The sequence below is a fragment of the Micromonospora sp. DSM 43699 genome, from assembly GCF_055517075.1.
The window spans coordinates 66217-91087 of sequence record NZ_JBTMMT010000017.1 but is presented as its reverse complement, the minus strand read 5'-3'; the positions used below and the strand labels follow the sequence as shown (position 1 = coordinate 91087).

Sequence of the window (24871 nt, the reverse complement as noted above, 5' to 3'; positions counted from 1 at the left end):
CGTGCCAGACACCCCTCCCATCGGGAGGGAACCCTCATCCTCCCAAGGAGAGCCAACCGTGCACTCCCGCGTCCCGCCCCTGTCCAGCAAACCCGACCCCCTCGCGGTGTTCGGTCGCATCGTCCCCCGCGACCGAGCCCTCCTCGGCCTGCTCGCCGAGCACTACCTGCTGTCCACCGACCAGATCACCCACGCGTTCTTCGACAACCGCCGCACCGCCCAGCGGCGACTCACGATCCTGCACCGCCTCGACGTGCTGCACCGCTTCGCCCGCAGCGGCGCCCACGGCCGCTACGGATCCCTGCTCTACACCCTCGGCCCCGTCGGCCTGCAACTACACCCCACCAGCTACCACGACCCGAACAGCCACAGCGGCAAGACACCGCGCAGCTCCCTGGAACGCGCCAAGCGCATCGCCGCCAGCGGACAGGTCAACCACCTGCTCGGCGTCAACCAGTTCTTCACCGACCTGATCGCCACCGCCCGCCACACCGACAACGTCCGGCTGTCGCGGTGGTGGTCCGAGCAGCACGCCACCACCGTCTACGCCCAAGCCGGTATCCGCCCCGACGGCCACGGCGTCTGGACCGTCGACGACACCTCCACCGGGTTCTTCCTGGAACACGATAACGACACCGAGAACCTCGCCCGGGTCGTGGCCAAGCTGCGCGGCTACGAACGCCTCACCACCTTCGGCCCCCGCTACCCCGTCCTGTTCTGGGTACCCAGCCGGCGCCGCGAGACCAGCCTCCTCAACGTGCTCGCCGGACTGCGCACCACCACCCCGATCGCCACCGCCGTCCACAGCCCCGACCCCGCCGGCCGGGTATGGACCCTCGTCTCGGACCCCACCCACCGCAGGTACCTGCACGAACTGCCCTGCGACCACGGACCCGACACCGTCACCAACCCCCAGCGCTTCGACGACCTGTAGGACTCACACCGCAGCTCAGCGGCACCGACCGCTCGAACCAAGGGCTCGACTACCGGCCGCGTCTGTCACCGGCCAAGATCGTTTGTGAGAGTCGCGGAGTCTCACAGCGTCCGCGCCGACGACGATCCAGCCTGGGCCGGAACGTCTCACAGTGCAGGTCAACCCCACCCTGCGGCGACCATCTCGCCGCAGCGGCCTGACAGAACGGGCCGCTACCTTTCACGGCACCAACAGCACCCACATATATCTCCACCCCGGTTCGGTCCCACCTCGGAACCACCGCCGCACCCACCGGTGCGCCACGCCCACCCGCCCCATCAGGGCCGGTCGGCGCCGCGCCGCGCGGCGACCCCAGGTCGCACCGCACCACCCCGCACCACACCTCTTCCCTTCGACCGACCCACGTACCCGGTGGGCCGGTCATCTCCGCGCGCCCTCACGCGCCCACACCTCAGGAGGATCTGCCATGGCCAAGAACCCGACCCACAAGGCCACCCCGCCGGCCGCCACGCCCACAGCGACGGTCAGCACCATGATCGTCTGCGTTCCGGACAACCTGCCCCGGGAAGCCCTAACCGCGCACCAGCTCGACCGCAACTTCGGTGTGCGGGGCACCCTGTCGCCCCGGTTCTGGGCCACCGCCATGTACCCGTGGCAGCGCGGCCAGATGTTCGGCCTGCGCAAGGGCCGTCCCGCCTACTGCGCGGGCGGACCGGTACGACTGCTCGACCTGCACGGCATGCGCCAGGCTGCCGGCATGGGAGCGGGCATCCGCCACCAGCTGTTCAGCCAGGTCGTGCACGGCACCCGGCCGGGCACCCCGTGGCACGTCTACGAGGCCCGCCACCTGGCGGACCCCACCAAGTACCCCTACGACACGGCAGCGGCGGACTTCCATCACCAGCCCCGGGTCAACGCGATCCGGATGCACAACGCCGCCACCTACGGCAGCGGGCAGATCGTCCTCGGCGAGCTGGAGATGTACCAGGCCGGTCCCATGGCCTACCAACACCACACCGCGCTCACCGCGATCGCCGGCGACGCGCTGATCACCGCCGAGGGAGCCAAGCTGGCCCCGGCCAGCGACGCCATGGCCGACCGGGTCACCTACCTCGAACAGGCCCACCGCCTGCTCACCACCATCGACCCCGACCAGCGGCTGCTCGCCGTCGCGCTCTGACCCAGCCTCGACAGGAAGGACACCGCCATGGGCCGCGTCATGTTCCTGCTCGACGAGGTCGAGCAACTCGCCGACGCTTGCATCCGCGCCCACCGCCGGAACACAGGCGACCGCGACGCACCCCACCCGGCGCCACCGGCGCTGCGGGTGATGCACGACGAGTTCCAGCAGATCTACCTGGCCGGCAACGGCACCTCCGTGGGTGAGCATCACCGCCTGCGGCCCGTCACCTGCAGCCTCACCGGCTGGCAGGAGACACCGGTGCTGGCCGGCGAGCTCACCGGCCGGCGCTACCGACGGCTGCACCCGGGTCGTCTCGGCGACATGCCACTGCGCGGGCCGGAGAGCGACCTGTTGCACCTCATCCAGTCCGGCGTCGACGCCGGCTGGAGCACCTTCGTCGTCGACTACATCGAGGGCGCCGTCATTCCCGGTGTCGGCCGCGGACGCTTCCGCGCCCCGCACTGACACCCTCCAGAACCGACCGGGCCAGCAGCCGCCATCCCTGCACCCCGAAGGACGCGCGCTGCTACCCGGTCGGCCCCGCCACCCACCTCTGCCCCACGGGCTACCGCGACCGCCGCGGGTCCCCGACCAGCCAGGCGATCTCCACGGGCGGTGTTCGCCGAGCACCTCGGCCGCGACCAGCCGGCCCCGGTTCGCTGCCCCGGCCCAGCCCCAGTCCTCGTACCCGAGGCTCGGCGCCTGGCCTGCGATCCGCCGGCCGCCCCTGGCAGGGGCTCCTGTTGCGCTATCGGCCGGCGACACGGCCGCCCTTTCCCTCTTCCACGGCCACCACCGGCAGCGACACCCGCGAGCACCGGGTCACCCGCCGCCGGTCACCCCACCGAAACCGACGGCGACCAGGTCCTGGTCGCCGATATCACCCTGTCTGAAAGGACGAGCACCATGGTTCAACTCCCGATCTGCCCTGTCTGCCGCGAGTTGGTGGTAGACCAGCCCGCCGAGAACTGGACCAGCGCCTACCGCGGCGGTGCCCGATGGTGGCACCTCGCGGACAACCGACCCATCTGCCCAGACGCCGACGGCAACCTCGCCCCGGCGGTCTTCGTCGAGGACCAGCTGCCGGTTGACGCCGCAACCAGCGCCTGGATCGACGCGATGACCGAGCTGTTCGCCCTCGACGGCCCCTCCACCCCCGCCCGGCTGGGCAGCGCCATCACCGCGGCCGAGGACCTCCACCGGTGGCTGCACACAGCCACCGGGCCCTTCAGCGCGCTGCTGTCCCTGCACACCGCCGCCGACGTCGCCTCCCTGCTCGGATACCTGCACCGCACCAACCGGCTCCTCGCCCGGGTGCACGCACAGACCGGGTCCTACCTGCTCGACCAGGCTCGACAGACCCAGTTCACCGGCCTCGACGACGACAGCGACGTGCGGGAGGAGGTCATCGACGCCGCCGAAGACGTCCAGGTATGGCTGCGCGACGCCGCCGACTGGTCCGCCCAGTCGGCGCAGGCGACCGGCGTGGCCTGGTCGCGCATCCGCACACTCGCCACCCTGACCGGAGCAACGTCCGCACCGCGAACCGACGAGCAACCATCCGGCGGGAACAGCGCGAGCCTGGCCGTGGCGCAGGAGCCGCAGGAGGCGTCTCCCGAGCACCTGGGTGAGCTGGTCGGCTCGGCCTTCGGCGACGAAGCCGGTTTCAGCCCGGAGCTGACCCACACCGCCGCGCGGATCCTCGGCACCGCCGCCAGCTACCTGACCGACTGTCTCGGCCCGGCCCGATCCGCCGCCATCCCCACCCCGCACGACCTCGCCGATCTCACCACCTCCCTGACCTACCTCACCCACACCCTCATGGGCGGGCTCCAGCACCTCGCCGACAGCCCACGCGGCAGCGAAAGCGACGGCCTCGACGACGCTGACGCCACCGCGATCCGGGCATCACTCGCCGACGCCGCCGTTGCCCCGCACTTCGCCGCGAGCCACCTCGCCACCGCCTCCCACACCGCCACCGGCCCCGAACAGCAAGACGAGGAGCAGCGGTGACCTGCGGCGGCACCCCCACCGGCGATGCCGACACGACCCCACAGAACCTGACGGTGGTGGACCGGAGCTTCGGCGAACGCGGGGGAGGCTACGACCTCACCGAGGTCCGCCGCACCGGCGGCGGCCACCGACTGCGGGTCCGGATCCACCGCGACCCCTACCCGCCGCAGAGCCACGCCCTCGTCGAGGTCCTCACCCCCGCCATGACCTGGACCGTGCTCGCGGACGAACCCGCCTCGGCCTGGCACCCTGCCACGCCGTACCGCAGCACCAGCCCGACACCGCTGGAGAACCTCGCCGAGCGGCTCTTCCAGCGGGCTGCCGCGATCCTTGACGCCGGGTAGGTCGTCAACCGGAAGCGCCATGGAAGAGCGGTGGTCCGGCAGCGACCAGAGGTGTTGAGCGCGTGCCGGGTCCGCGGCTCTCGACGTCCCGCACCACGCCAACTCCGGCTGACGGCCGGTCGGACAGGCGATCACCCCGGGCGTGGCCGTGCGGCCGTGCCCGTTCGGTGGGTGGCCGGGCCTCAGGTCCGGACGGCACCGGCGATTCGCCGAGCGGCCTGGGCGGGCGTGAGGTGCGTGGTGTCGACGACCTCGGCCTCGGCATGTAGCCATGTGCGGGCCGCCTCGGCATAGGGCTCGAGATAGCTGAGGCGGAACGGGGAGGGCACGGGATGTTCGCCCTCGATACGCCTGCGGAGGGTGTCGTGGTCAGCGTGCAGGACGAAGTGCCTCACCGGGATGGCATGGTGGGCCAGGCCTGTGCTGATCTCGTTCCAGTACTGCTCGACCAGGACGGTCATGGGCATCACCAGAGTGCCGCCGGTGTAGTCGAGTACCCGGCGGGCGGTCTCGACGACGAGCTGTCGCCACGGCGGCCAGTGCTGGAAGTTGTCCGTCTCGGGCAGCCCTGGCGTGATGTCCATGAGCGTCTCGCCGACCTTCTCAGCGTCGAGAACCCGTGAGTCCGGGACCAGTCGCTGCAGGAGTGCGCTGGTCGTCGTCTTGCCGGCGCCGTGGGTGCCGTTCAGCCACACGATCATGGAACCCGACGCTAGCGCGTCGCCCAGGAGATCGACGTTCGACCTGACGCCCGTCGGTGCCAAGGTCCGCGATCAGGTTCCAGCCTGTGCCTCCGGCTCACGCGTCGGATGCGTCGCGGGTGCGATCCCGCCGCCTCTCGCTGGCAGCCACACCAACCCACCGCGACGTCGACGGCGTCCCGAGGTCCGGTCACCGCACTTGATCACGGGCGCAGTCGAAGCGTGCATCAGTGCACGCCACACCACCACATATCACGCATCACCACCAATGAGGAGGACATGATGGACAGTGAACCCGAGCAGGCCGCGACGCCCAGCGCGCTCGACAGGGTCGCCGCCGCTCTGGCGGCACTCGGCCAGGACACCGCCGCGGCGATCGCCGAGCAAGCCGGGGTGGGCTACTCCACGGCCACCAAACGCCTGCGCCTGCTGGAGGAAGCCGGCCAGGCGGAGACGTTCCGCGCCGACGACGGGCGCACGCTCTGGCGACAGCCCACCAACCTGTCAGGACGCGGCGACAGCGGCGGCCCGCCGGCCAGCACGACCGACACCGAACACCCCGGGCCGGCCAACCCGGACGGATCCCCCGCACCCCTGGAGCAGCGCGCGGACACCGCGGTCGGGGCCGGGCCGGGAGACGAGCCGGCCGGCAGCCCGCCGGCCGGCCAGCCATCACCGACACCGCACGCCGGCACGGACCAGCCATCACCGTCGGCTACGCCAGCACAGGCGAACACCGGCCACCGCGAACAGACCGCGACCGACACCGTCATCGACGGCACCCCGGCCGGCGCCGAGGACGAGGGTTCGGCCGAGACCGTCGATGGGGCGGAGCCCAGGCACACCCCCGATCCGGCGGGCAGCGACGACTCGGGGGTGGCCGACGGCCCGGCCGAGACTGCGGCCGCGTCGGCCGGCGGGAAGCCACGCCGGTCCAAGGGCAGCCTGCGCGGCGCGATCCGCGACGTGTTGGAAGCCCATCCCGGCCAGGCGTTGCGGACCAGCCAGCTGTGCAGGGCCGTCGACGAGGCGAACGCGGGCAGCGGCGCGGCGAGGGCCAGCGCGGGCGCGGTCGTCAACGCCGTGCACAAGCTCGTCGCCGACGGTCTGGCGGTCCAGGTCGTCGAGAGGCCGGCGGCCTTCCAACTCGCCCCGCACCCGGACCGCTGATCCCACACCCGTGGTAGCCCGGGGTGGGCGTCGAACTTGGCGGAACCACGCCCACCCCGGTGCTCCTTCACCAACAAGGAGTGATGCCGAGTGTCTCACCTGTACCCCTACCTGACGGCGGCCGGTGGCCTGGTCGCCGGATTCGCCGCCGCCGCTTTCCCGCTCACGCGGCAGCGGCGGATCATCGGCCACCAGCGGCGGACGCTTGCCGACCGTGAACGGGACCGGTCCCGCTGGCGCCATCTGGCCACCCACAGCGACACCAGTGACCTGCCGAACCGGCGTGCTCTCCGGACCGTCCTCGAGGCCATGTTCTCGCTCGGGGAGCCGCTCGGGCTCGTCCTGATCGACCTCGACCGGTTCAAGCAGGTCAACGACACCCACGGCCACGAGGTGGGCAACGACCTGTTGTACGCGGTCGGTCGGCGTCTGATCGCCCTCGGGCCGGCGGTGGTCCTGGCCGCGCACCTGTCCGGCGACGAGTTCGCCCTCGTCGTCCACAGCGACCACGGCGACGTCGAGGCCGTCGCCCGGGCCGCTCACCGGCGTGTCTCGGACAGCCCGTACGACATCGCCGGCCAGCGGATCGCGCTCACCGCCAGCGTCGGCTACGCCACCGCCGAGCCACACATGCTGCCCCGCGACCTCCTGCACGCCGCAGACCAGGCCATGTACCTGGCCAAACGCACCCGCGGCGGCGCCCACGCCCACGACCCAGGCCGAACCTCGCCTCCGGGCACCGGCATCCGCTACCGCGACCTGCGGTAACACCCCGCGCCCACCCCCAGAAGACCCTTCTGCCACCTATGTCAGCCCCGCAGGCCAGCCCCGGCCTGCGGGGCTCGCACGCGTCAAGGAGCCCATCACCGTGATGACCTTCAACGCCGTCCGCACCCTCACCGGGTGCCTGCTGGACGTCGAGGCCACCGCCGACCTCCAGGGCTGGGGCCAGCCGCCCCTGCTGCTGCTCGTCCAGGACCGGCCCGCCCCCTCAGCAGCCAGCGGCACACGACGTCAGATGCGCGTCGCCCACCTCCCCCTCGACGACCATCGCCTGGGCCGCTACCGCGCCGGACTCGTGGACTTCCTGCCCGACCTCGGCCACACGCTGCGCGCCGACCGCCCGGTCGGCCGACCCACCCTGGCGACCTGCGTCGACACCTGCCTCATCGCCGACCTGCTCACCGAGCCCACCCCCGGGATCCGGCTGCTGGCCTGGGCCGTCCGCTACGAGGACGTGCGGGTCGCCGCCGACGAGATCCACGAGGTCCGCCGGATCGACGCCGTCGACGTCGACCGGCGCGGCTACCTGATCACCCGGCAGCGCAACGAGCCACGTCCCGTGGTCCGCGTCGACGACCACCTCGACCGCGACAGTGCCCCCGCTCTCCGGGCCGGGCTGACGCGCCTCGTCGAGACCACCAGCCGCCCCAGCCTGAAGCGAACGACTTGACCTTCACGCAGAGAAGAGCGTCGATCGTGTTGGTCGTCGTTCGAGCCGTTCATCAGGCACGACACCGCCGAACCCGGGCGGGCGATGACTCCTGCCCGAAACCTCAAGGAAGGTCACCCGCCCATGTCTGACCGGCACCGAAACCGCCCCTCCCACCGCGCCCTGGTACCCGGCGACGTCACCGACCGGCTGCTGTGGCGGCTGGCCGTGGACGTCCTCACCGCCCACCAACCCGGACCCGACAACCGGTGCGTCAACCTGCAGTGCGCCGCACAGGGCACCGGCCCGTGCGTCGCCGCGAGGCAGGCACAACAAGCGATGCGCACCGCCCGAGCCGCGGCACCCCCGCCAACGCCCCTGCCGCAGCCGGCGGTCAGCAGCCGCGAACACGCACCCCAGCGGCGTACGCGCGACGTCGGCGGTTTCGTCGGCTGGTTCACCGCCGGACTCGCCGCCACCGCCACGCACCTACGGTCGCGCATCCCGCATCGGCTGCCGCGCCGTGTTCCCGGCGCGGCGCTCACCGCCGCGTACGCCGCGTAATCCCCGGCCCCGGCCCGCGAAGGGCCCACGACCATCCGAACCGATCAGGAGGACAGCATGACCCTGCGCACCGAGACCACTCTCGCCGGCTACGCGCGAGCCGCCGTCGAGATGAAGACCCGCATGTACGAGTACTGCGCCAGCCTCGCTGGCCACGAATACCACAAGGCGTTCATCGAGACCCGTTGGGCGGCACTCCTGCCGACCGGCGGCGATGACGCGGCCGATCCGAACAACAAGCTCGTCCACATGCTGAACCGCGCGAACAGCGCCGTATGGGCCCACGGTGAGGCCTACGTGATCGCCCCCGCCATGACCGCCGTCGTCGCCGCCGGAGCCGACGCCCTCGACCTCACCGGCGACCTGCTCACCGCCGACGCCGCCCCCACCGACGGCGGCGTGCTGTTCCTTCCCGAACCCATCTACCACCGCACCCTGGCCGGCCGGGTGAGCGGCATCGCCGCGATCACCTGGACCACCATCACCTCCCCCCGTGGGCGATCCTGGCTGATCTGCGGCTGGGCCCACCGCGACGACCCCGACGACCCCCACGCCAACCGCATCCAGGCCTACGCCCAGCAGGACCCCACCCTGCTGTCACGACTCGGCCCGTACGTGCTCACCGACGTCAACGTGCTGCCCATCGCACAACCCGTGCCCGCCGTCGACCCGTTGGACGTCGAGGAACCCGACCGGGACTGGGAAACCGCACCCGACGGCCGGTACGTCATCACCGACGCCACCGCCCGCACCCACGTCTGCGCCGCGATCGCCTACGCCTTCTGGCGCATCCAAGCCCAACCCATCGCCATCGCCACGCCGGCGCCGCTGGACCGGGCCGCCCGCCGCCGCGCCGCACGCGCCCGCATCGTCCACGACACCCGCGTGGTCATGCTGCGGCGCACCTCCGGCCTGACCGAACCCGCCGACGGGCCCGCAAGGTGGCGCTACCGGGTCCGGTTCGTCGTCCGCGGCCACTGGCGCCGCCTGACCGACCGACACGGCCAGGCCTACCGGATCTGGATCCACGCCCACATCAAGGGACCCGACGGCGCACCACTGCTGCACGGCGAGAAGGTCGCCGTCCTCGCCCGCTGAGCCAACACCCCACCCGCCCGCGCCGACGGCCCGACCGCTCATCACGGCGGCCGGGCCGTCGGCGTGCCCGCATCTCGCCACGCCTGCCAACGCAAGGAGATCACCGTGGGAGCAACCCGCCACGTCGACACCGGCGACGTCGCTGTGTCGACGTCTGCCCGTCCCATCCACTGCTCACCCCTCATCCCTCGATGTCCGGGCTTGCGGGCAGGTATTCCAGGCCGCGACGCGCACCTGCGGGGACGACCTGGCAGGACCGCTCGGGCCGTCCGCTGGCGTCCGCGCCGGACCCGCCGCCTCACCGCCGGTTGCTGCAGGCGCGGATGACACTTCGATCCCTGGTGTCGTTGACGGTGGCGCTCACCATCGTGTTCATCCTTTGCGTCGGCGGTCTCGGCGGATTCCTCCTCGGCGGCAATGCCGCTGCCCGGTGCGTCCCCGTGGCCGCGTCTTCCGCCGTCTCGTCGCCGTTGACGTCGCCGTTCGTGCCATCGGGCGGGTGGCCGGTGATCGGTGACTGGGACAGCGACCAGGTCGGCAACGCCGCCGCGATCGTCACCACCGGCGTCCGTCTCGCCGTGCCGGCCCGTGGGTGGGTGATCGCGGTCGCCACCGCGATGCAGGAAAGCACCCTGCGCAACCTTGCCGGCGGTGACCGGGACTCGGTCGGCCTGTTCCAGCAGCGTCCCAGCCAGGGCTGGGGTACTCCGGCCCAACTACGGGATCCCGTCTCGGCGACGGAGAGGTTCTTCGGCAAGCTGGTCACCATCAGCGGCTGGCAGACGATGCCGCTCACCGACGCCGCGCAGGCCGTGCAGATCAGCGGCTACCCCGACGCCTACGCCACATGGGAGACCCCGGCCACCGACCTCGTCACCGCGATCACCGACACCATCGGCCTACCCCCTGCGAGCCTGGCCGCGTGCGACGCTGCCGTCGGCCCGTGGACCCAGCCCGTGCTCGCCCCGGTCGGATCCGGGTTTCGCACCTCGGGCCGGCCGGGCCACGACGGCGTCGACCTGAGCGCCCCACGCGGCACCCTCATCCGCGCGGCGTCCGCCGGCACCGTGCGCACCGTGCGCTGCAACGCCGTCCACGCCAACACGGGAGCGGAGTGGGGGTGCGACCGCGACGGTGACCCGATCCTCACCGCAGGCTGCGGCTGGTACGTCGACATCGACCACGCCGCCGGCCTACTCACCCGCTACTGCCACATGGACCAGCCGCCGATGGTGACGGTCGGGCAACAGGTCACCGTCGGCCAACCGATCGGCGTCGTCGGCTCCACCGGCCACAGTTCCGGCCCGCACCTTCACTACGAGGTGCACCACCATGGCGACCCCGGCCCTCAAGGCGCGGTCGATCCGGTGCCCTTCATGGCCGCACAGAACGCTCCGCTTCCCCCTGCCCGGTGAGAGAGCACGGCCGGACAGCGGGCAGGAGGACAGGATCGCCTGCGTGCATAGCGGCTGCCAGCGGTGACCGTGTCGCTATGGGGGTGCCCGGCTTGCTGGAGCGGATGGATGATCGTCAGGTGATCGAGTCCGCAGACTTCACCCTCGCCGACAATTGGTGCGGCGGTTTCTACGAACTGGCACTCGAATTGGGTGACACCAGCGACGTACGGCTGGAGGCCGCGCTTGGCGCCCTGTGGTCGGCCGCCGGGGTAGAGGGTTGCTACGGCAGCCGCTGGACTCCAGCAGCCGACCAAGAGGTTGTTCCCTGCACCCTGGCATCGCTGGAGCGGTCCAGCCACTTGTACGGCGTGGTACAGCTGCCCAACGGCGCACCGATCGTCTGCGGCGTCGTGGCCGTCCGCGAGGACAACGGCCCCGACTGGCTCGACTTCTACCTGCCGCTGGGTGCCCTGGGCCGGGCAGACCCACGCTCCCACGAGCACATGGCCGGCGATCCCGATCAGAACTCGGCCTCCCTGGCCTGGCGCAGACCGATCGACGACTGGTTGGCTGACCTGGGCGCTCGGGTCTACACCGCAGTCGACTTCCGCCTAGGTCTCATCGGCAACGAGGTGTCCGGCCAGATCGACGCCACCACCTTCGCCGCCAATCCACCCACACACCACAGCATCGGGTACCTGATCCCCAGAGAGGGTCAGCTGCGCTATCTCCCCGCGACCGAGTGACTGAACCAACCTGAGGCACCCAGCCAGCAACAGCCAGCGTCACGAGGTGACCGCCCATTCGCAGCCCTGGCTGTCCACGAACCCGGAGGGCATTGGCCGCCAGGCCGAAGGGAGCAAGACCACCGACACCGTTCAGGGGCGGTCGTGTAGGAACCAGGCGTCGCTGCGGGTGAGAGCGATCGCGAGTTGCCACTGTTGGCACTGCAGGCTGCCGCCGACAGCCATCAGCTGGCCGGCGAGTTCCCATGCCTGCGGACCGGGCGGAGGCTGGCGTTGCGCGGTGAATTGCAGCATGGTGCCCCAGGCGGCGATGAGGGCGGCGCCCCACCGCTGCTCCCACTGCCGCATCGCCGCCGCCCACGCCGCAACACCGTTCTCGCAGGGTGTGCCGAAGTACTGCACCCAGGCGGGAGCCAGCCACTGCGACGTCGTCGGCAGAAGTACCAACTGCACCTCGGAGAACGTGTGCCACTGCCGGGTGCCGATGAGGTGCTCGTAGCCGCGGACCACCCGGGCGGCGAGGTGCGGATTGGCGAGAAGGGTGTCGTAGGTCCACCGGGTCAGCGCCTTCGTGGTGGTCGGTAGCCCCAGCTGCTCCATCGCCGGGGCGACCATCTCGTCACCCAGGAACGCCCCCACGTAGCGCTCCACGTCCGCGTGGTGCTGTGGCTCGTCGACGCGGTACCGCGTGAACACCGGCCACGGATCCACGGACTGCGCCACCCGGCGCAGCTCGGCGATCTCCGCGGTGGACGGGCCGTGGTGTAGCTCGCCCGGCAGTGTGAAGACGGGCCACCGGCCGGTCACCGGCATGACCGCGTGAGCGGCCTGCCACGCCTCGAGCAGGTGAGCGGGATCAACCCCGCTCACCACGAACGTCTCGCCGATCTCCGGCCGAATCACGTGGCCCTGCAGGTAGGTCCCCCGCAGGGCGGCCGCGATGTGTTTCGCGCGCCTCATGGGTGCCGCCATGCCCCGCACGGTAGCGGCGACCACCGACAGCCCCCGCCCGCACCCAGGCCGGGCTCCGTCCCGGCGAAGCGGTCGACGAAGGAACTCCACGCGATGCGTACACCGCGTCTGTCCGCAGGACCCGGTCGCGGTTACCGGCAGCGCTGCGGCCGACCCCAGCTCGGTGGTCGTCCCGCCAGGGGGCGACCACCGCAACCCCATCCCCATTCCTGAGGAGGAAAGGCACATGAGTACACCCACGTTGATCGGTGTCGCCGCGTTACGCGGCAGGTACACCGCCCGTCGGCTCCAGTTCGGTGAGGCGCCGGAGACCCTGGTGCCGCTGCTGCGCCGGATCTGGACCGACACGTTCGGCCGCGACGCCGACGCCATGGGCGTCGCGCTGCTGGCCCACGACTGGTGGACCCTCGCCGTCAACCCCAAGCGTCGGCGGTGGGACCGGCTGCCGCCCGTACCGGGACTGGGCTACCCGACCGAGTACGGCGCGGTCCGGCAGGGCTCGCTGCGCGAGGACCTCGACGGGGTCGTCGAGTGGATGTACCTGCTGCACCTCGACCAGCGGCGGCTGGTGGTGTACGAGGCGACGGTCCACGGCCGCTGGCTGCGGCACAGTGCCCACCATCTCGACCCTGTCGAGGAACTGTTCGTCACCGAACCCACCGGCGACGGCGGTGGCCCGGGGATGACGGTGTGCACGGTGTGCGGGGCGGTCGACGAGATCGACCACGTCGAGGTGCCGTCCATGGCCGGCTACGGCTACGACACCGTCACCAGCTGCACCCGCTGCGGCTCCTCGATCGCCACCGACCCGATGTTCGGCGACCACCTCGTCCGCAAGCCCTGGCCGCCGCAGCCCCCGACGGGTGGCACGACAGGCGGCACCCCATGAGCACGCCCACCCCGAGGCCGTCGCCTTCCGGCGGCGGCCTGCCCTGTCCACTCACCGATCGGAGCACACCATGAACTACCAGCCCGGCCAGCGCGTCACCCTGGTCCACACCGACGACCCGCACACCCGATTGCGGCCCGGCGACACCGGCACCGTCCGCTACCACGACCAACGGCACCACACCGTCGAGGTCACCTGGGACAGCGGCTCAACCCTGGCGATGTGCCTCGACAACGGCGACCACATCACACCAGCCACCACCACGGCGGCGCCAACCGGCGGACTGGTCGACGAGGCCACCGGATGGGCCACCTCGCTACGGCGGATGCGCGCCGCCGGCACCGAGGCCGGACGCACCGCCGCCCAACGGTGGGCGCAGGACACCATCGGCGCCCGAGCCAACGGCGACACCCGCCTGGCCGCGCATCGGATCCTGGCCGGTGTCGAGGACGGCGACCCCGCCGTCCTCGACACCCTGCCCCACTTCACCCTGGCCGGAGAGCCGGTCGACACCGCGGGGTGGGAGTTGTTCGCCGACGCCACCGGCGACGTCTCCGCCTGGTTCGGACTGCGTAGCCCGCAGCGCGACGAGGCGATGACCGTCTACCGCGACGCCTACGACACCGCCGTCACCGACCGCGTGACCGAACTGTGTCGTCTCGCGGCCAGCCCCACCGGCGCCGATGTAGCCCACCTGCACCCCGACCGGGTCCGGGTCGGCGGCGTCGGTGTGTTCGCCGGCGACTGGGCGCGCACCACCGGCCCGGACGGCGACGACCGCATCGCGGTCGGGTTCGTCGGCACACTGATCGACTCATGGAACGGATGGGCGGTGTTCTCCTGCACCCGCCCGGTAGCCGAGGAGATCGTCGCCAACCAGCAGCACCACCGCGACCAGCACCGCCACCACCTCCGCGAGCAGGGCGTTCCGGCCGACGAGCTGGACCGTCGGGTCGACGAAGCGCTGGCCGACCTGTCCTTCGACGGCGACGTCATCATCGCCGACCAACGCGCCCTGGCCGACGACCCGGACGCCATCGACCGCATCACCCCCGACGGCGACGGCCGGTACGTGGTGATGGGCCACACCTGGTGCTGGGAGGCCGTCGACCCGTACACCTGCGACCGCATCATCGGCGACCTGCCCGACCCCGATCAGGCGTAGGCCGTGCCCCGGCCGAGCCCCGCCGCGTCGCCGGCGGCGGCGGCACCCGACACCACCACGACAGGTGAGACCAACAGGAAGGAAACCCCGTGACCATCCGTACCCAAGAGGAGATCGTCACCCGCGTCTGGGCTCTGCGGGCCAACCGCGAGGACATCTTCGGCTTCCGGGAGGAGGTGCTCGTGGAGGCCCTCGACCTCGACCACGCCCGCCAGGTCATCACCCCCCGACACCCCGAGGCGTGGACCCGGCGCGTCGACCACGAGACCTACGCCCGGGACTACCTGCGATTCGCCATCGGGAAGATCCTCGACCACCGCGGCAACTCGGCAAGTAGGTCGGTGGACAAGCTCGGCGAACTCGCCTGGCTCCTCGGCCGCGACGACATCGCGGCAACGATGGACAACGCCGGCTACCCGATGTACGGGGCGCCCAAGGTGAAGGCGTTCGCCGACGGGTTCGGCTGGTCGTTCCTCGACGACCTCGACGGCGACACCAGGGCGGCCCTGGCCCGGATGGCCGAGGGACAGCAGTGCGATCCGCAGGGCTGCGAACGCGGCTGCGCCGACTGACCACGACCGGACCGCCAGCGTCGCTCCCGGCCCTCACGGTGCGCGGGTAGTCAGCGGCGCACCCATACCCCTGCACCGCGCACCCATTCGACTTGATCGATCGGGGTGGCGGGGGTTCCATCGTCGGCGTCGACACCGCCCGCGTGGCCCCGACACCGACCAGTACGCACCAGCGGCGACCCGACGTGTCGCCGTGACTCTTCAGCACCACCGGGGTGTGGTCGCCCACCTGCCCGGCCCGATTCAGGGCCGGCAGTGGTTGGCCCCGCCCGTCTCCGCTGTGCGGTACCCACCGCCCGCGCACCCGGAGACGGGTGCGCGGGCCCAACCCCTTGAATCGAGGCAACCCCATGACCACACGACACCCGCCGGCCGGTTCACCGCAGAACGACCCGGCCCCGCCCGGCAGCGCCGGCACTCCCACCGCCGATGCGGGCTCCGGCCGGTCCGGCTACCTCTACCGCAAGGTCGCCCTGCACCTGGCCAACCACCCCGACCAGATTCTCAAGGTCGGCGAGATCACCCAGGCGATCGGCGCACCGTCGTCCGGGGCGGTGTTCGGGGCGCTGGAGAAGATGGCCGCCGCCGGGCATGCCACCCACCACCGCGACCCGCACCACCGCTTCCAGATCACCCAGGCCGGCATCGACGCCGCCGGCACCCTCCCACCCGCCGCACCCCGCACCCGCTCCAGCGGTAGCGCTGGTGGTGGGCGGCAGTCTCGGCCCGCGCCGGTACCGCGACCGAACGGGACGCTGTACCACCCGCGGCGGCTCGGCAAGGGCTGGGACGTGGAGGAACTACGGCGGCTGCGCACCCAGCAGGTGCCCGTGCTGCTGTACGGGCCGCCCGGCACCGGCAAGACCGCCATGGTCGAGGCCGCGTTCCCCGACCTGCTGACCGTCGCCGGTACCGGCGACACCGTCGTCGACGACTTCCTCGGCTCCTACAACCCGGTCCCCGGCGGCGGCTACGAGTTCGTCCACGGACCCCTAGTCACCGCCATGCGGAACGGGCGGGTGCTGCTGGTCGACGACGCCACCCTCATCCCACCCCGCGTCCTGGCCGTGCTGTACCCGGCCATGGACGGCCGCGGGGTCATCACCATCCCCGCCAACGGCAACGAGACCGTGGAAGCCGTCGACGGGTTCTACATCGTCGCCGGCCACAACCCGGGCGTGCACGGCGCGGTCCTCACCGAGGCCCTGGCCTCCCGGTTCACCGTCCACCTGCACGTCACCACCGACTGGGACCTCGCCCGCCAACTCGGCGTCCCCAAACAGGTCGTGGCCGCCGCGATCGACCTCAACGCCGACCTCCACGCCGGCAAGACGGTGTGGGCGCCGCAGCTACGCGAGCTGCTCGGCTTCGTGAAGGTCCGCGACCACCTGGGCATGACCGCCGCCCTGGCCAACTTGGCCGGCATCGCCCCCGCCGACGCCCGCGACGACGTCACCGCCGTCCTGTCCCGACACACCGGCACCCCGATCACCGCGCTCGCCCTCGGCAAGCGCTGACCCATCCCCTCAGTTCTCTGGAAGGAGCCAATCCCGTGTCACATCCCAGCACCCACCTCCAGCAGGGCGCACCGCCGACGCCGGCCGGCGGCAGCGACTGGCATGCCTGGTCCGCGGCGTGGACCCGGCACGTGCCGCTGCTGACCGGCCGTACCGACCTCACCGTCCTCGTCGCCCCGGGCGCCGCCGGGGACGCGCCTGAGTGCTTTTACCCCGACCTGAACCGCATCGAGGTCGACGCCACCTACATCGCCGACCGGCCCGATATCACCGACCCGGCCAAGCCGCGGCACAAGCGCCTCGTGCCCACCGGGTACGGGCTGCTCGTGCACGGTGCCGCGCACGCCGCGCACAGCCGCTGGAACACCCCGCCCGGCACGCCGCCGATCCTCGCCTCCGTCGCTGACATGCTGGAGGAATCCCGGGCCGAAGGTCGCCAACGCGCCCGCCGCCGGGGCGACCGCCGTTGGCTGCGCCACGTCGTGAAGACCCTCCTGAACCCCGACGACGCGGCCGTTGACGACCTGTGGCACGCCGGGCAACTCGCCGCCCTGCTCCTGGCCCGCGTCGACGCCCGCATTGTCACGAGTAAAGACGTCCGCCCGGTCCGGGACGCCGTCACCGGCGTCCTCGGACGCACACGCCTGCGGCAACTACGCGACATCTGGCGGGAGGCCCACACCTGCGCCGACACCGACGTCGACACCATGATCGCCCTGGCCCGGCGGTGGTGTCAGGTCCTCGGCATCGACCCCGACCAGCAGTACGACACCCCCGTACCGGACCCGGGCCTGTTTCCCGGCCGCCTCGCCGCGGCCCTCGTCGACTACCTCGCCGTCGCCGCCGGCGTCACCCCGGCCGAGTACGCCGCGGCGATACTGGCCCACCGGCACAGCCCACCGTCGGAATGGGACCGCCGGGACCCGACCGAGCAGGAACACCGCGCGGCCCGCGACCTCGCCAACCGGCTACGGCAGGCCCGCACCCGCCACCCCGAACCCGGCCGGCGGCCCTCCCTGATCCCACCCGGGCGGCTCCGCACCCGCCACGCCATCACCGCCGACGCGCAAACCGCCGCCGGGCAACTACCCACGGCCGCCCCGTGGCAGCAACGCACCCCACTGCCACCGGAGAAACCCCGCCTGCACCTGGCGATCCTGGTCGACCTGTCCGGATCGATGGACCCCTACACGCAGGCGATGTCCTCCGCCGCGTGGATCTTCGCCCACGCCGCACAGCGCGCCGACGCGACGACCACCACGATCAGCTTCGGCGACCGCACCACCGTCCTGGTACCCCCACGCACCTACCCCAAGCAGGTGCTGCACATGCGCACCGGCTTCGCCACCGCCACCTTCCCCGAAGCGGTCAAGGTCGCCGACCAACTCCTCGACCTGCGCCACGGCCGCACCCTGCGGATGCTCGCCGTCGTCTCCGACGGCTACCTCGACGACATCCCCGCCGGACAACAACTCGTCACCACCCTGCACCGCGCCGGCTGCGCCGTGCTGTGGCTCCACCCGGCCGACCCGCCCACCGACGGCGAACCGGTCAACCCCGACGAGGTCTGGGGAAACACCTTCACCCACGCCACCACGCTGACCGTCACCGACCCGGTCGAGGCCATCACGGCGATCGCCGACGCCGCCGTCACCGCGCTCACCCAGGCCTGAACACCACGCCGACCCGGACCCGTCCGGGCGGCGAACCGAGTCCCGCCCCGCCCCGCCCCGCCCCGCCCCGCCCCGCGGCGCGGCGCGGCGCGGCGATGGCCGCAGCCGGGCAGCGCCGCGTGCGCCGACCACGCCATACCCCACTCCACGAGGGAATCGCGGCTGCCACCGGCCACCGGCCCGCGTCGCACGGGCACGGGCGGCCCTCGCCCAGGTCCGCGACTTGACCATTCCGCGCCATCGAAGCGTGCATGCACCGCAGTACCCGACCGGCCACCGCAGGCCGGGGCCGAACGCGGTACGACGCTACCCATCACCAGGAGTTCATCCCATGCGCTACGACACCGACAGCGAACACCCCTTCGACACCGACAACCGCGCCTGGCGACGCCTCGGCGACGTCACGAGCGAACACTTCGACGCGATCACCTGGACCCGAGACCCGGACGGCTGGCCGGTCCTGCTCACCCTGATCGACATGCACAGCGGGGACACGGTCACCCTCGCCGTCCTCGACTCCCTGGAGATCGGCGACCCGTACACGCTGCTCACCGTCCACACCGGCGGTGAACTCGACGCGTACGGACCCACCAGCGGCGCCGCCGCCGCCCGCTCCCACGCGGCGACGCTCGCCCTCGACAGCACCACCCTCGCCGCGACCAGGCCCGTACCGCTGCACGCCCCCGCCGCCCCAACCCTGCCCGCCACCTGCTGGGTCGACCTGCCCACCGACCTCGCCGCCGCCCTACGGCCCGCCCTCGACGATGCCCGCACCGCCGTTCTCGTGCTGCTCGACCGCACCGGTGGCCGGCTCGCCACCGTCGGCCCGTTCCCCAGCCACGCCGCCGCCGACGCGTGGCAACCCGACACCGGACCCGGCCGCACCGCAGACCGGCTCATCGTGCCCCTGCACCCGGTCACCCTGCCGGAGCCACAGCGATGACCAGCACCCACCCGCAGGTACGCCCGGCGCTCCCACCGGTGGTGGCCATCGACGTCGACGGGGTGCTCAACCCCGACGACCCGGCCCGCGCCGCGGCACTCGGCTACCAGCCGCACCGCTACGACGGGCCCGGACCCGACGGCCGGCACGTCACCGGCACCGTCTGGCTCCACCCCGACCACGGGTCATGGCTGCGGGAGTTGGCCGACCACGCCCAACCGGTGTGGTGCACCAGCTGGAACCACCTTGCCGCCGAGTGGATCGCACCGCGGCTGGGCCTCCCGCCCACCTGGCCGCACATGCCCGTCCACGCGGGCGGTGTCCGCTTCGGCCACCAGAGCAAACTCCGCCCCCTCTACACCTGGGCCGCACGGCGGCCACTCGCCGTCCTCGACGACGAGTTCGGAGGCAAGGACCCCACCACCGCCGACCAACGCACCGCCGACGGCACCCCCACCCTGCTCCACCCGGTCGACCCGCGCCACGGGCTGCGCAGCACCGACATCGACACGGTCCTGACCTGGCTGAGCCAGCTCTGAACCCGGCCACACCAGCACCAGAACGCCCTACCACAGCACGTGGGGCCCGCATCCACCGATGCGGGCCCCACGCCGTAACGACAAGGAACCAACGATGGACACCACCACCCACCCCGCAGAAGAAGAACCAGACGCCGACCCACAGGCCTGCCTCACCGTCGGCGATCCGAAACTAGGCAAAACCCGGCTACTCGCCCGCGAGTGCGCCACCTGCATCTTCAGACCCGGCAACCCCATGCACCTCGAGCCAGGCCGCCTGAAGCAGATGGTGACCGAGGCCTGCGGCAACGCCGGCTACCTCATCTGCCACTCCACCCTGCCGTATGCCGGCAGCCCGATCCCACCCGCCGTCTGCCGCGGCTTCGCCGACCGCTACCGCACCTGGCAACTGCAGGTCATGCAACGGCTCTGGGGCTTCGTCGAAGTCGCACCACCCGACCCCGACTCCACCCGCACCCCCGAATGATCAGGAGACGACACATGCCGAGCATCGACGACTTCCTCCGACGCCAGGACCACATCATCGACACCACCGGCTGGGCCGTCACGCACGTGCTGCCCACCGACGACTCCGGCACCACCCCGTTCACCTATACCGTCGGGCTCACCGCCCACGACCATCCGGAGCTGATCACCGCCGGGCTGTCCCCCGACATCGCCCACAGCCTGCTCAACGAGCTCGCCCGCCGGGTCTACGACAGAGCCGAACGATTCACCCACGGCCAGCGCATCCACAACCTCATCGCCAGCTACGACGCCATCATCATCGACGGCCCTCCCACCGACGACCTGCTACCAGGGATGGCGATCGCCCGCTACGGACGCGCTCACATCCGCCTACAGCAGATGGTGTGGCCCGACCAACAAGGCCTGTTCCCCTGGGAAACCGGGTACAGCCTCGACCCCGAAGCACAGCCGCTGATCGCCAGCCTGTAGCCGGACAACCCCGCCGACACGTCTGAGCCCCGGACGCCCCGCAGGCCTCCCAGGACGGGCACCGCGCGGCCGCATCGCCACCTACCTCTACCGATGGCCAGAAGGTGACCACACCGAGGCTGGACGCGGGGATGGTTGCCACGACACGGGTGCGGAGTAGCTTCCGCAGATCGTCGGGGGTGGGGGGGGGGGGGCGGGCCCCCCCCCCCACCCCGAGCTCGAGGAGGAAGCCGGTCCCCTTTCGCGTTGTATCGGCGGATGGATGTCGCTTCGGCGGGCGTCACTCGCGCTGGCCGGCACGCCGCACGGGGCGGGGATGTTGTCGCGTCCGGTCTCTTGCGATTCCCGGTCGCCGGGGGTAGTCCGCAGGCAGGTGCCGGTAGACCGAACGCAGCGATTTGCCGACCTTCTCGGCAAGCAGCTCGGGGTCCATGTTCGGTTCTCTACGCAGCCAGTAGGCCACTGCCTCCGCGGTTCCCTGAGGAACCTCGGATTCCCCGTCACCGTCAGCGGCATCAATACCGCTCTCGCTGCGATCTTCCGGGCGCGTGGCAGCCGGTGCGTTCGGCGGCGGCGCGGACGATGGTGGGGGAACACCGTCGTGGCTTGCATCAGGCGGGCATTGCTCGTTGTGGGGGAGGGGCTCGGGCTCCCGCTCTGGCCGCGGCTGCGGCTCCCGTCCGTCATCTGCCGGCATGTGCGCTGCGGGCGGGACGGAGGCGGTTGGCGGACACGCGTCGGGCTGCGCCGCCCTCGTCATCTCGGTGTGGTTGTTTCGACGGTGCCACCGGCGGCGGCGACGGCCGGTGGCGGTGGCCGCGATGACGCGTTCTGGGGTGAGGTCCGTGGCAAGGAGTGTGGTCAGCCCGTGGTAGTCGGCGGTGGCGGTGAGGCGGGTGGCGATCTCGTCGAGGTCGTAGACCCGCACGGCGATGTCGGCGGTGGTGGGGTCCAGATTCGCGCGGATCTTGCGGTGTAGCAGCCGTGCGATCGCGGTGTTGCGGTCTTCCCGGGTGATCCCGGCGCGGGCTTCCTGAAGGGACTCGTAGAGGTCGAGGCCGTCGGTCTTGGCGATCGTCCGGGCTCGCAGGGTGAGGGCGGGATGCCGGATCCAGTGTCCGACGATCTCGTAGGCCGGTGGTGTGGGTGGGAGGTTCCCAGTGGCGCGGAGCCGATCGCGGCGTTGGTTGCCGGCGTGGATGAGCCAGACGAGGTATCCGAGGGCGGACATGCCGGCGTAGAAGCCGCCGAGGAGGTGGTCGGGGTGGGCGGTCCAGTTGAACGTCACCGCCGCGGCGGCGATCGCCGCCGAGAGCAGCCGGGAGGCCAGTGCCCGCTCGCCGAGCCGGCGGCGTACGTCCGCGTCGGCCATCACCACCACGCCACCCAGTTCCAGGGTGGCGACGGCGGGGACGGCGACGACCAGCGGGATGCCGAGGGCCTGTGCGGCACCGGTCACCTGACCGACGAGGGCCACGGCCAGGACCAGGACGTAGAACGCCTGCCGGGTCCGGGTCGCTCGTCTGAGGGCGTGGAGCACCTCGGCGTCGAGGTCGGCGCGGGTTACCGGAACGGCGTGGGATCGCCGCACGTCCGCACGTCCGTGACCGGTCACGGACGACGTGGTCTCGCCGGGTGGGGGTGTTGATGGGAGGCCGAAACGGCCGTCGGCGGCCGGTGTCGCAGGTCCGGTCAGGGTGGTGGCGGACGGACCGGCGAGGTCCTGCGGGGCGGGAGGTGACGTCATCGCTGGGGTCCGTTGCCTCGAGTCCGACGTTGGTCTGCGGGCCGGTGGGGTGGTGGGCCGGCGGCGAGGTGGTCGGCGAGGGCGAGGATGTCCTTGCTCGGTGTGGCGTCGATCTCGGCCAGGCGGCGGGTGAGGCTCTGGCGTAGGGCGTGGACCTCGTCGAGCTGCCCCAGGGCGGCGTGGGCCCGCATCGCCTGCTGGTACAACGGTTCGGCGTAGGGGTCATGTCTGATAGCGGCCTGTAGAACAGTGAGGGCCTCGTCCGGGTCTGGTGTCGTGGTGGCCAGGGTGAGATGGGCGTCGAGCGCCTGCCGGCGGATGCCCTCGCGGTGGGCTTCGATCCATTCGTAGTCGAAGCCCTCGCCGAGAGGGCCGCCGTAGACGTCGACGGCGCGGCGCAGCGCGGCGATCCGGTCGACGTCACTGGTGGCGCGGGCGGCGTCGCGCAACGCGGCGCGCATACGCCACAGGTCCGTGTCGACCCTCTGCCGGTTGAGGGCATACCGGTGGGTGGGGTGGGTGAGGTAGGTGCCTGGGCCACCGGTGCGGGTGAGGGCCTTACGCAGCGCGGAGACATAGGTGTGCAGCCGATGCGGCGCCTTCGCCGCGGGCGCGTCGGGCAGCAGGTCGTCGAGGATCGCGTCCTGGGTCGCTTCGCCGTCGTGAACGATGAGGTAGACCAGCAGTTCGAGGGCCTTCGCCCGCAGCGGCATGCCGGTGTCTCTGCCCAGGATCAGAGCCCCGCCGAGGACCTGTACTCCCACCTGCCCGCCACAGAACTCTGGTGGCCCGTCCGCAGGCGATGGGACCTGCGGAAGGTCGGCGTTCGTCGAGGCTGCAGATGTCGCGACGGGCACCGGTGGGCCTTCGTCGGCGGTCGGCGGGCCTGCGTCCGCTCCCGGTCCGCCGCTTACTGGGGGAGAGGTCCGTGGTCCCCGGGTATCGGCATATTGACTCGGCCCAGGGGCCTGGTGTGGGCCGGTGTGAGCGTCGGCGAGCGTCGTGAGCAGGTCGATGGTGTCCGCGGCCGTCAGGACAGTCAACCGGCCGACCTCCGGCAGGTTTGCTCCCTGGCTCTCGTCTGCGTCGGCGGCCGTGGTGGTTCCGTCGATAGCGACGGCGATCGTGTGGCCGTGGGGCCAGGTACCGAGCAGGACGCCCTGGATGTCGAGGTGCTGTCCCTGGGTGAGTAGCGCGGCGGTGTGGGCACGCTCGTGCTCTGCGGCGGCGTCCGCGATGAGCAACAGCGGTGGCAGCGCCTCAGCCGACGGATGGGTGTCACGCAGGACGGCGACGGTGTCGGCCTCGTAGTCGAGGCACACCCGGGTGCGGTGCAGGATCTGCTCCTCCACCATGATCAGCGCGTCAGAGAGATCACCGGTGACGGTCAGGTGAGGCATGTCCCCGACGAGGTGGGTGTGGTCCTCCAGCAAGGTGGCCAGGGTCTTGGCCGGGATGACCACGTGGGCGGGCTGGGCTGGTGCGCCGGCGGCGAGTGCGGACACCAGGAGGCCGCGTGCCGCCGCGTGAGCAGCCGATCCGGTCAGGCCGAGTCCCGTCGCCGGCCACGCCCCGGACGTCAGCTGATCGGGAGGAGTGGGGGCGGCCGCACCCAGCCAGAGGGATCCGTATCGACCGCTGAGAGACGACCTGGTCGGGACAGGGCCGGTGTCGACGAGGCGCGGGTCGGCGGGGGCCGTCGGGGGAACGGTTGCTGTCGTGGCCGGACGGGAGGCGTGGTCGGAGGTTCCGCTGCTCGAGATGGCGGACGTGGATGTGAGGCGGGGAAGGGCGCGGCGGATGTGGGCCAGGACGGCAGGCAGCGGCGGTGACTGCGGATCGTGCCTGGGGGCTCTGGGTGACGGGTCACGTGGCGGGGTGTGGCGGTGTCGCCGATGGACGTAGGCGAGAGTGCCGGCGGCCAGCAGGGCCGTGGCCAACGCGGCGTCGATCCATCCCTGCTCGCCGAGCGACACTCCGGTCTGGTCGCAGTCGGCCGATGCTTCGTCAGGACCGGGGGCGACCGGTGTCGCCGGGGTGGTGGTGCCCGGTGCGGGCGAGGGGCTGGTGTCCGTGTCGGGCGGAGCCGGCGTCCTGTTCGGCGTGGTGTCGGGCGCGGATCGTGAGGGAGCGGAGGGCGGGCGTGGGGCGGGAGCGTTCGCCGGAGCAGGTAGGCGCAGCTTCCAGCCAGGTTGGATGAGGTCCGGGTTGGTCAGGCTGCCGGTGGTGAACCGTGCGCCACGGTTGAGGGAGTAGATGTCCCGCCACCGATCGGGGTCATCGAGACGGCGTGCGGCGATCGCGGACAGGGTGTCTCCCCGGCGCACCGTGACGGT

At 71.8% G+C, this 24871-nt stretch carries 25 protein-coding genes; 21 read left to right on the top strand and 4 right to left on the bottom strand.

What is annotated here, in order from left to right; all coding sequences use genetic code 11:
* The first annotated feature begins 58 nt into the window (after positions 1–58).
* From AC0AIB_RS11895 to AC0AIB_RS11875, 5 genes are all read left to right on the top strand, one after another.
* The gene (locus AC0AIB_RS11895; RefSeq protein ID WP_465096647.1) at positions 59–934 is read left to right on the top strand and encodes a replication-relaxation family protein; all 876 of its coding nucleotides are present in this window, start codon (positions 59–61) and stop codon (positions 932–934) included.
* 466 nt (positions 935–1400) lie between these two features.
* The gene (locus AC0AIB_RS11890; RefSeq protein ID WP_465096646.1) at positions 1401–2114 is read left to right on the top strand and encodes a hypothetical protein; all 714 of its coding nucleotides are present in this window, start codon (positions 1401–1403) and stop codon (positions 2112–2114) included.
* Positions 2115–2141: 27 nt separating this feature from the next.
* The gene (locus AC0AIB_RS11885) at positions 2142–2582 is read left to right on the top strand and encodes a hypothetical protein (RefSeq protein ID WP_465096645.1); all 441 of its coding nucleotides are present in this window, start codon (positions 2142–2144) and stop codon (positions 2580–2582) included.
* A gap of 441 nt (positions 2583–3023) precedes the next feature.
* Positions 3024–4130, top strand: a complete 1107-nt coding sequence (locus AC0AIB_RS11880) for a hypothetical protein (protein WP_465096644.1) — start codon at positions 3024–3026, stop codon at positions 4128–4130.
* The gene (locus AC0AIB_RS11875; protein WP_465096643.1) at positions 4127–4474 is read left to right on the top strand and encodes a hypothetical protein; all 348 of its coding nucleotides are present in this window, start codon (positions 4127–4129) and stop codon (positions 4472–4474) included. Before AC0AIB_RS11880 ends, AC0AIB_RS11875 begins: the two co-directional genes overlap by 4 nt.
* 182 nt (positions 4475–4656) lie before the next feature.
* On the opposite strand, the gene AC0AIB_RS11870 is transcribed toward AC0AIB_RS11875, so the two are convergent.
* Complete coding sequence (locus AC0AIB_RS11870; RefSeq protein ID WP_091250974.1) at positions 4657–5175, bottom strand: AAA family ATPase; 519 nt, start codon at positions 5173–5175, stop codon at positions 4657–4659.
* A 282-nt stretch (positions 5176–5457) separates the two neighbouring features.
* Here AC0AIB_RS11870 and AC0AIB_RS11865 point away from each other — a divergent pair, with 282 nt between their 5' ends.
* From AC0AIB_RS11865 to AC0AIB_RS11835, 7 genes are all read left to right on the top strand, one after another.
* Complete coding sequence (locus AC0AIB_RS11865; protein WP_465096642.1) at positions 5458–6345, top strand: winged helix-turn-helix domain-containing protein; 888 nt, start codon at positions 5458–5460, stop codon at positions 6343–6345.
* A gap of 90 nt (positions 6346–6435) precedes the next feature.
* Complete coding sequence (locus AC0AIB_RS11860; protein ID WP_465096641.1) at positions 6436–7113, top strand: GGDEF domain-containing protein; 678 nt, start codon at positions 6436–6438, stop codon at positions 7111–7113.
* Positions 7114–7216: 103 nt separating this feature from the next.
* Positions 7217–7798: a hypothetical protein gene (locus AC0AIB_RS11855; protein ID WP_465096640.1), complete on the top strand. Its 582-nt coding sequence runs from the start codon at positions 7217–7219 to the stop codon at positions 7796–7798.
* Between the two features lie 123 nt (positions 7799–7921).
* On the top strand, positions 7922–8341 hold the full coding sequence (locus tag AC0AIB_RS11850) for a hypothetical protein (protein WP_465096639.1): 420 nt from the start codon (positions 7922–7924) through the stop codon (positions 8339–8341).
* Positions 8342–8398: 57 nt separating this feature from the next.
* Entirely contained in the window at positions 8399–9439 is a 1041-nt protein-coding gene (locus AC0AIB_RS11845; RefSeq protein WP_465096638.1) for a hypothetical protein, read from the top strand.
* A gap of 323 nt (positions 9440–9762) precedes the next feature.
* A complete protein-coding gene (locus tag AC0AIB_RS11840) occupies positions 9763–10854 on the top strand; it encodes a M23 family metallopeptidase (protein ID WP_465096637.1) in 1092 nt (363 codons plus the stop codon).
* A 77-nt stretch (positions 10855–10931) separates the two neighbouring features.
* A complete protein-coding gene (locus tag AC0AIB_RS11835) occupies positions 10932–11582 on the top strand; it encodes a hypothetical protein (RefSeq protein WP_465096636.1) in 651 nt (216 codons plus the stop codon).
* A gap of 132 nt (positions 11583–11714) precedes the next feature.
* On the opposite strand, the gene AC0AIB_RS11830 is transcribed toward AC0AIB_RS11835, so the two are convergent.
* A complete protein-coding gene (locus AC0AIB_RS11830; protein WP_465096635.1) occupies positions 11715–12554 on the bottom strand; it encodes a DUF4253 domain-containing protein in 840 nt (279 codons plus the stop codon).
* Positions 12555–12780: 226 nt separating this feature from the next.
* Between AC0AIB_RS11830 and AC0AIB_RS11825 the strand changes: the two genes are divergently transcribed.
* From AC0AIB_RS11825 to AC0AIB_RS11785, 9 genes are all read left to right on the top strand, one after another.
* Entirely contained in the window at positions 12781–13443 is a 663-nt protein-coding gene (locus AC0AIB_RS11825; RefSeq protein ID WP_465096634.1) for a hypothetical protein, read from the top strand.
* 70 nt (positions 13444–13513) lie between these two features.
* Positions 13514–14608, top strand: a complete 1095-nt coding sequence (locus AC0AIB_RS11820) for a DUF4314 domain-containing protein (protein WP_465096633.1) — start codon at positions 13514–13516, stop codon at positions 14606–14608.
* An 89-nt stretch (positions 14609–14697) separates the two neighbouring features.
* Positions 14698–15180, top strand: coding sequence for a hypothetical protein (locus tag AC0AIB_RS11815; protein WP_465096632.1), 483 nt, complete (start codon positions 14698–14700; stop codon positions 15178–15180).
* A 350-nt stretch (positions 15181–15530) separates the two neighbouring features.
* Positions 15531–16697: an AAA family ATPase gene (locus AC0AIB_RS11810; protein WP_465096631.1), complete on the top strand. Its 1167-nt coding sequence runs from the start codon at positions 15531–15533 to the stop codon at positions 16695–16697.
* 35 nt (positions 16698–16732) lie between these two features.
* Positions 16733–18370 carry a VWA domain-containing protein gene (locus tag AC0AIB_RS11805; RefSeq protein WP_465096630.1) on the top strand — a complete coding sequence of 546 codons (1638 nt, stop codon included), beginning with the start codon at positions 16733–16735 and terminating at the stop codon, positions 18368–18370.
* A 331-nt stretch (positions 18371–18701) separates the two neighbouring features.
* Positions 18702–19313: a hypothetical protein gene (locus AC0AIB_RS11800; protein WP_465096629.1), complete on the top strand. Its 612-nt coding sequence runs from the start codon at positions 18702–18704 to the stop codon at positions 19311–19313.
* The gene (locus AC0AIB_RS11795) at positions 19310–19852 is read left to right on the top strand and encodes an HAD domain-containing protein (protein WP_465096628.1); all 543 of its coding nucleotides are present in this window, start codon (positions 19310–19312) and stop codon (positions 19850–19852) included. The genes AC0AIB_RS11800 and AC0AIB_RS11795 overlap by 4 nt, the downstream gene beginning before the upstream one ends.
* Before the next feature lie 94 nt (positions 19853–19946).
* Complete coding sequence (locus AC0AIB_RS11790; protein ID WP_465096627.1) at positions 19947–20318, top strand: hypothetical protein; 372 nt, start codon at positions 19947–19949, stop codon at positions 20316–20318.
* A 14-nt stretch (positions 20319–20332) separates the two neighbouring features.
* Complete coding sequence (locus tag AC0AIB_RS11785; protein ID WP_465096626.1) at positions 20333–20788, top strand: DUF4262 domain-containing protein; 456 nt, start codon at positions 20333–20335, stop codon at positions 20786–20788.
* Between the two features lie 280 nt (positions 20789–21068).
* Here AC0AIB_RS11785 and AC0AIB_RS11780 read toward each other — a convergent pair whose 3' ends face one another.
* Together AC0AIB_RS11780 and AC0AIB_RS11775 are read right to left on the bottom strand one after the other, a co-directional pair.
* Complete coding sequence (locus tag AC0AIB_RS11780; protein WP_465096625.1) at positions 21069–22247, bottom strand: hypothetical protein; 1179 nt, start codon at positions 22245–22247, stop codon at positions 21069–21071.
* 284 nt (positions 22248–22531) lie between these two features.
* The gene (locus tag AC0AIB_RS11775) at positions 22532–24040 is read right to left on the bottom strand and encodes an AfsR/SARP family transcriptional regulator (protein ID WP_465096624.1); all 1509 of its coding nucleotides are present in this window, start codon (positions 24038–24040) and stop codon (positions 22532–22534) included.
* Positions 24041–24871: the final 831 nt, after the last annotated feature.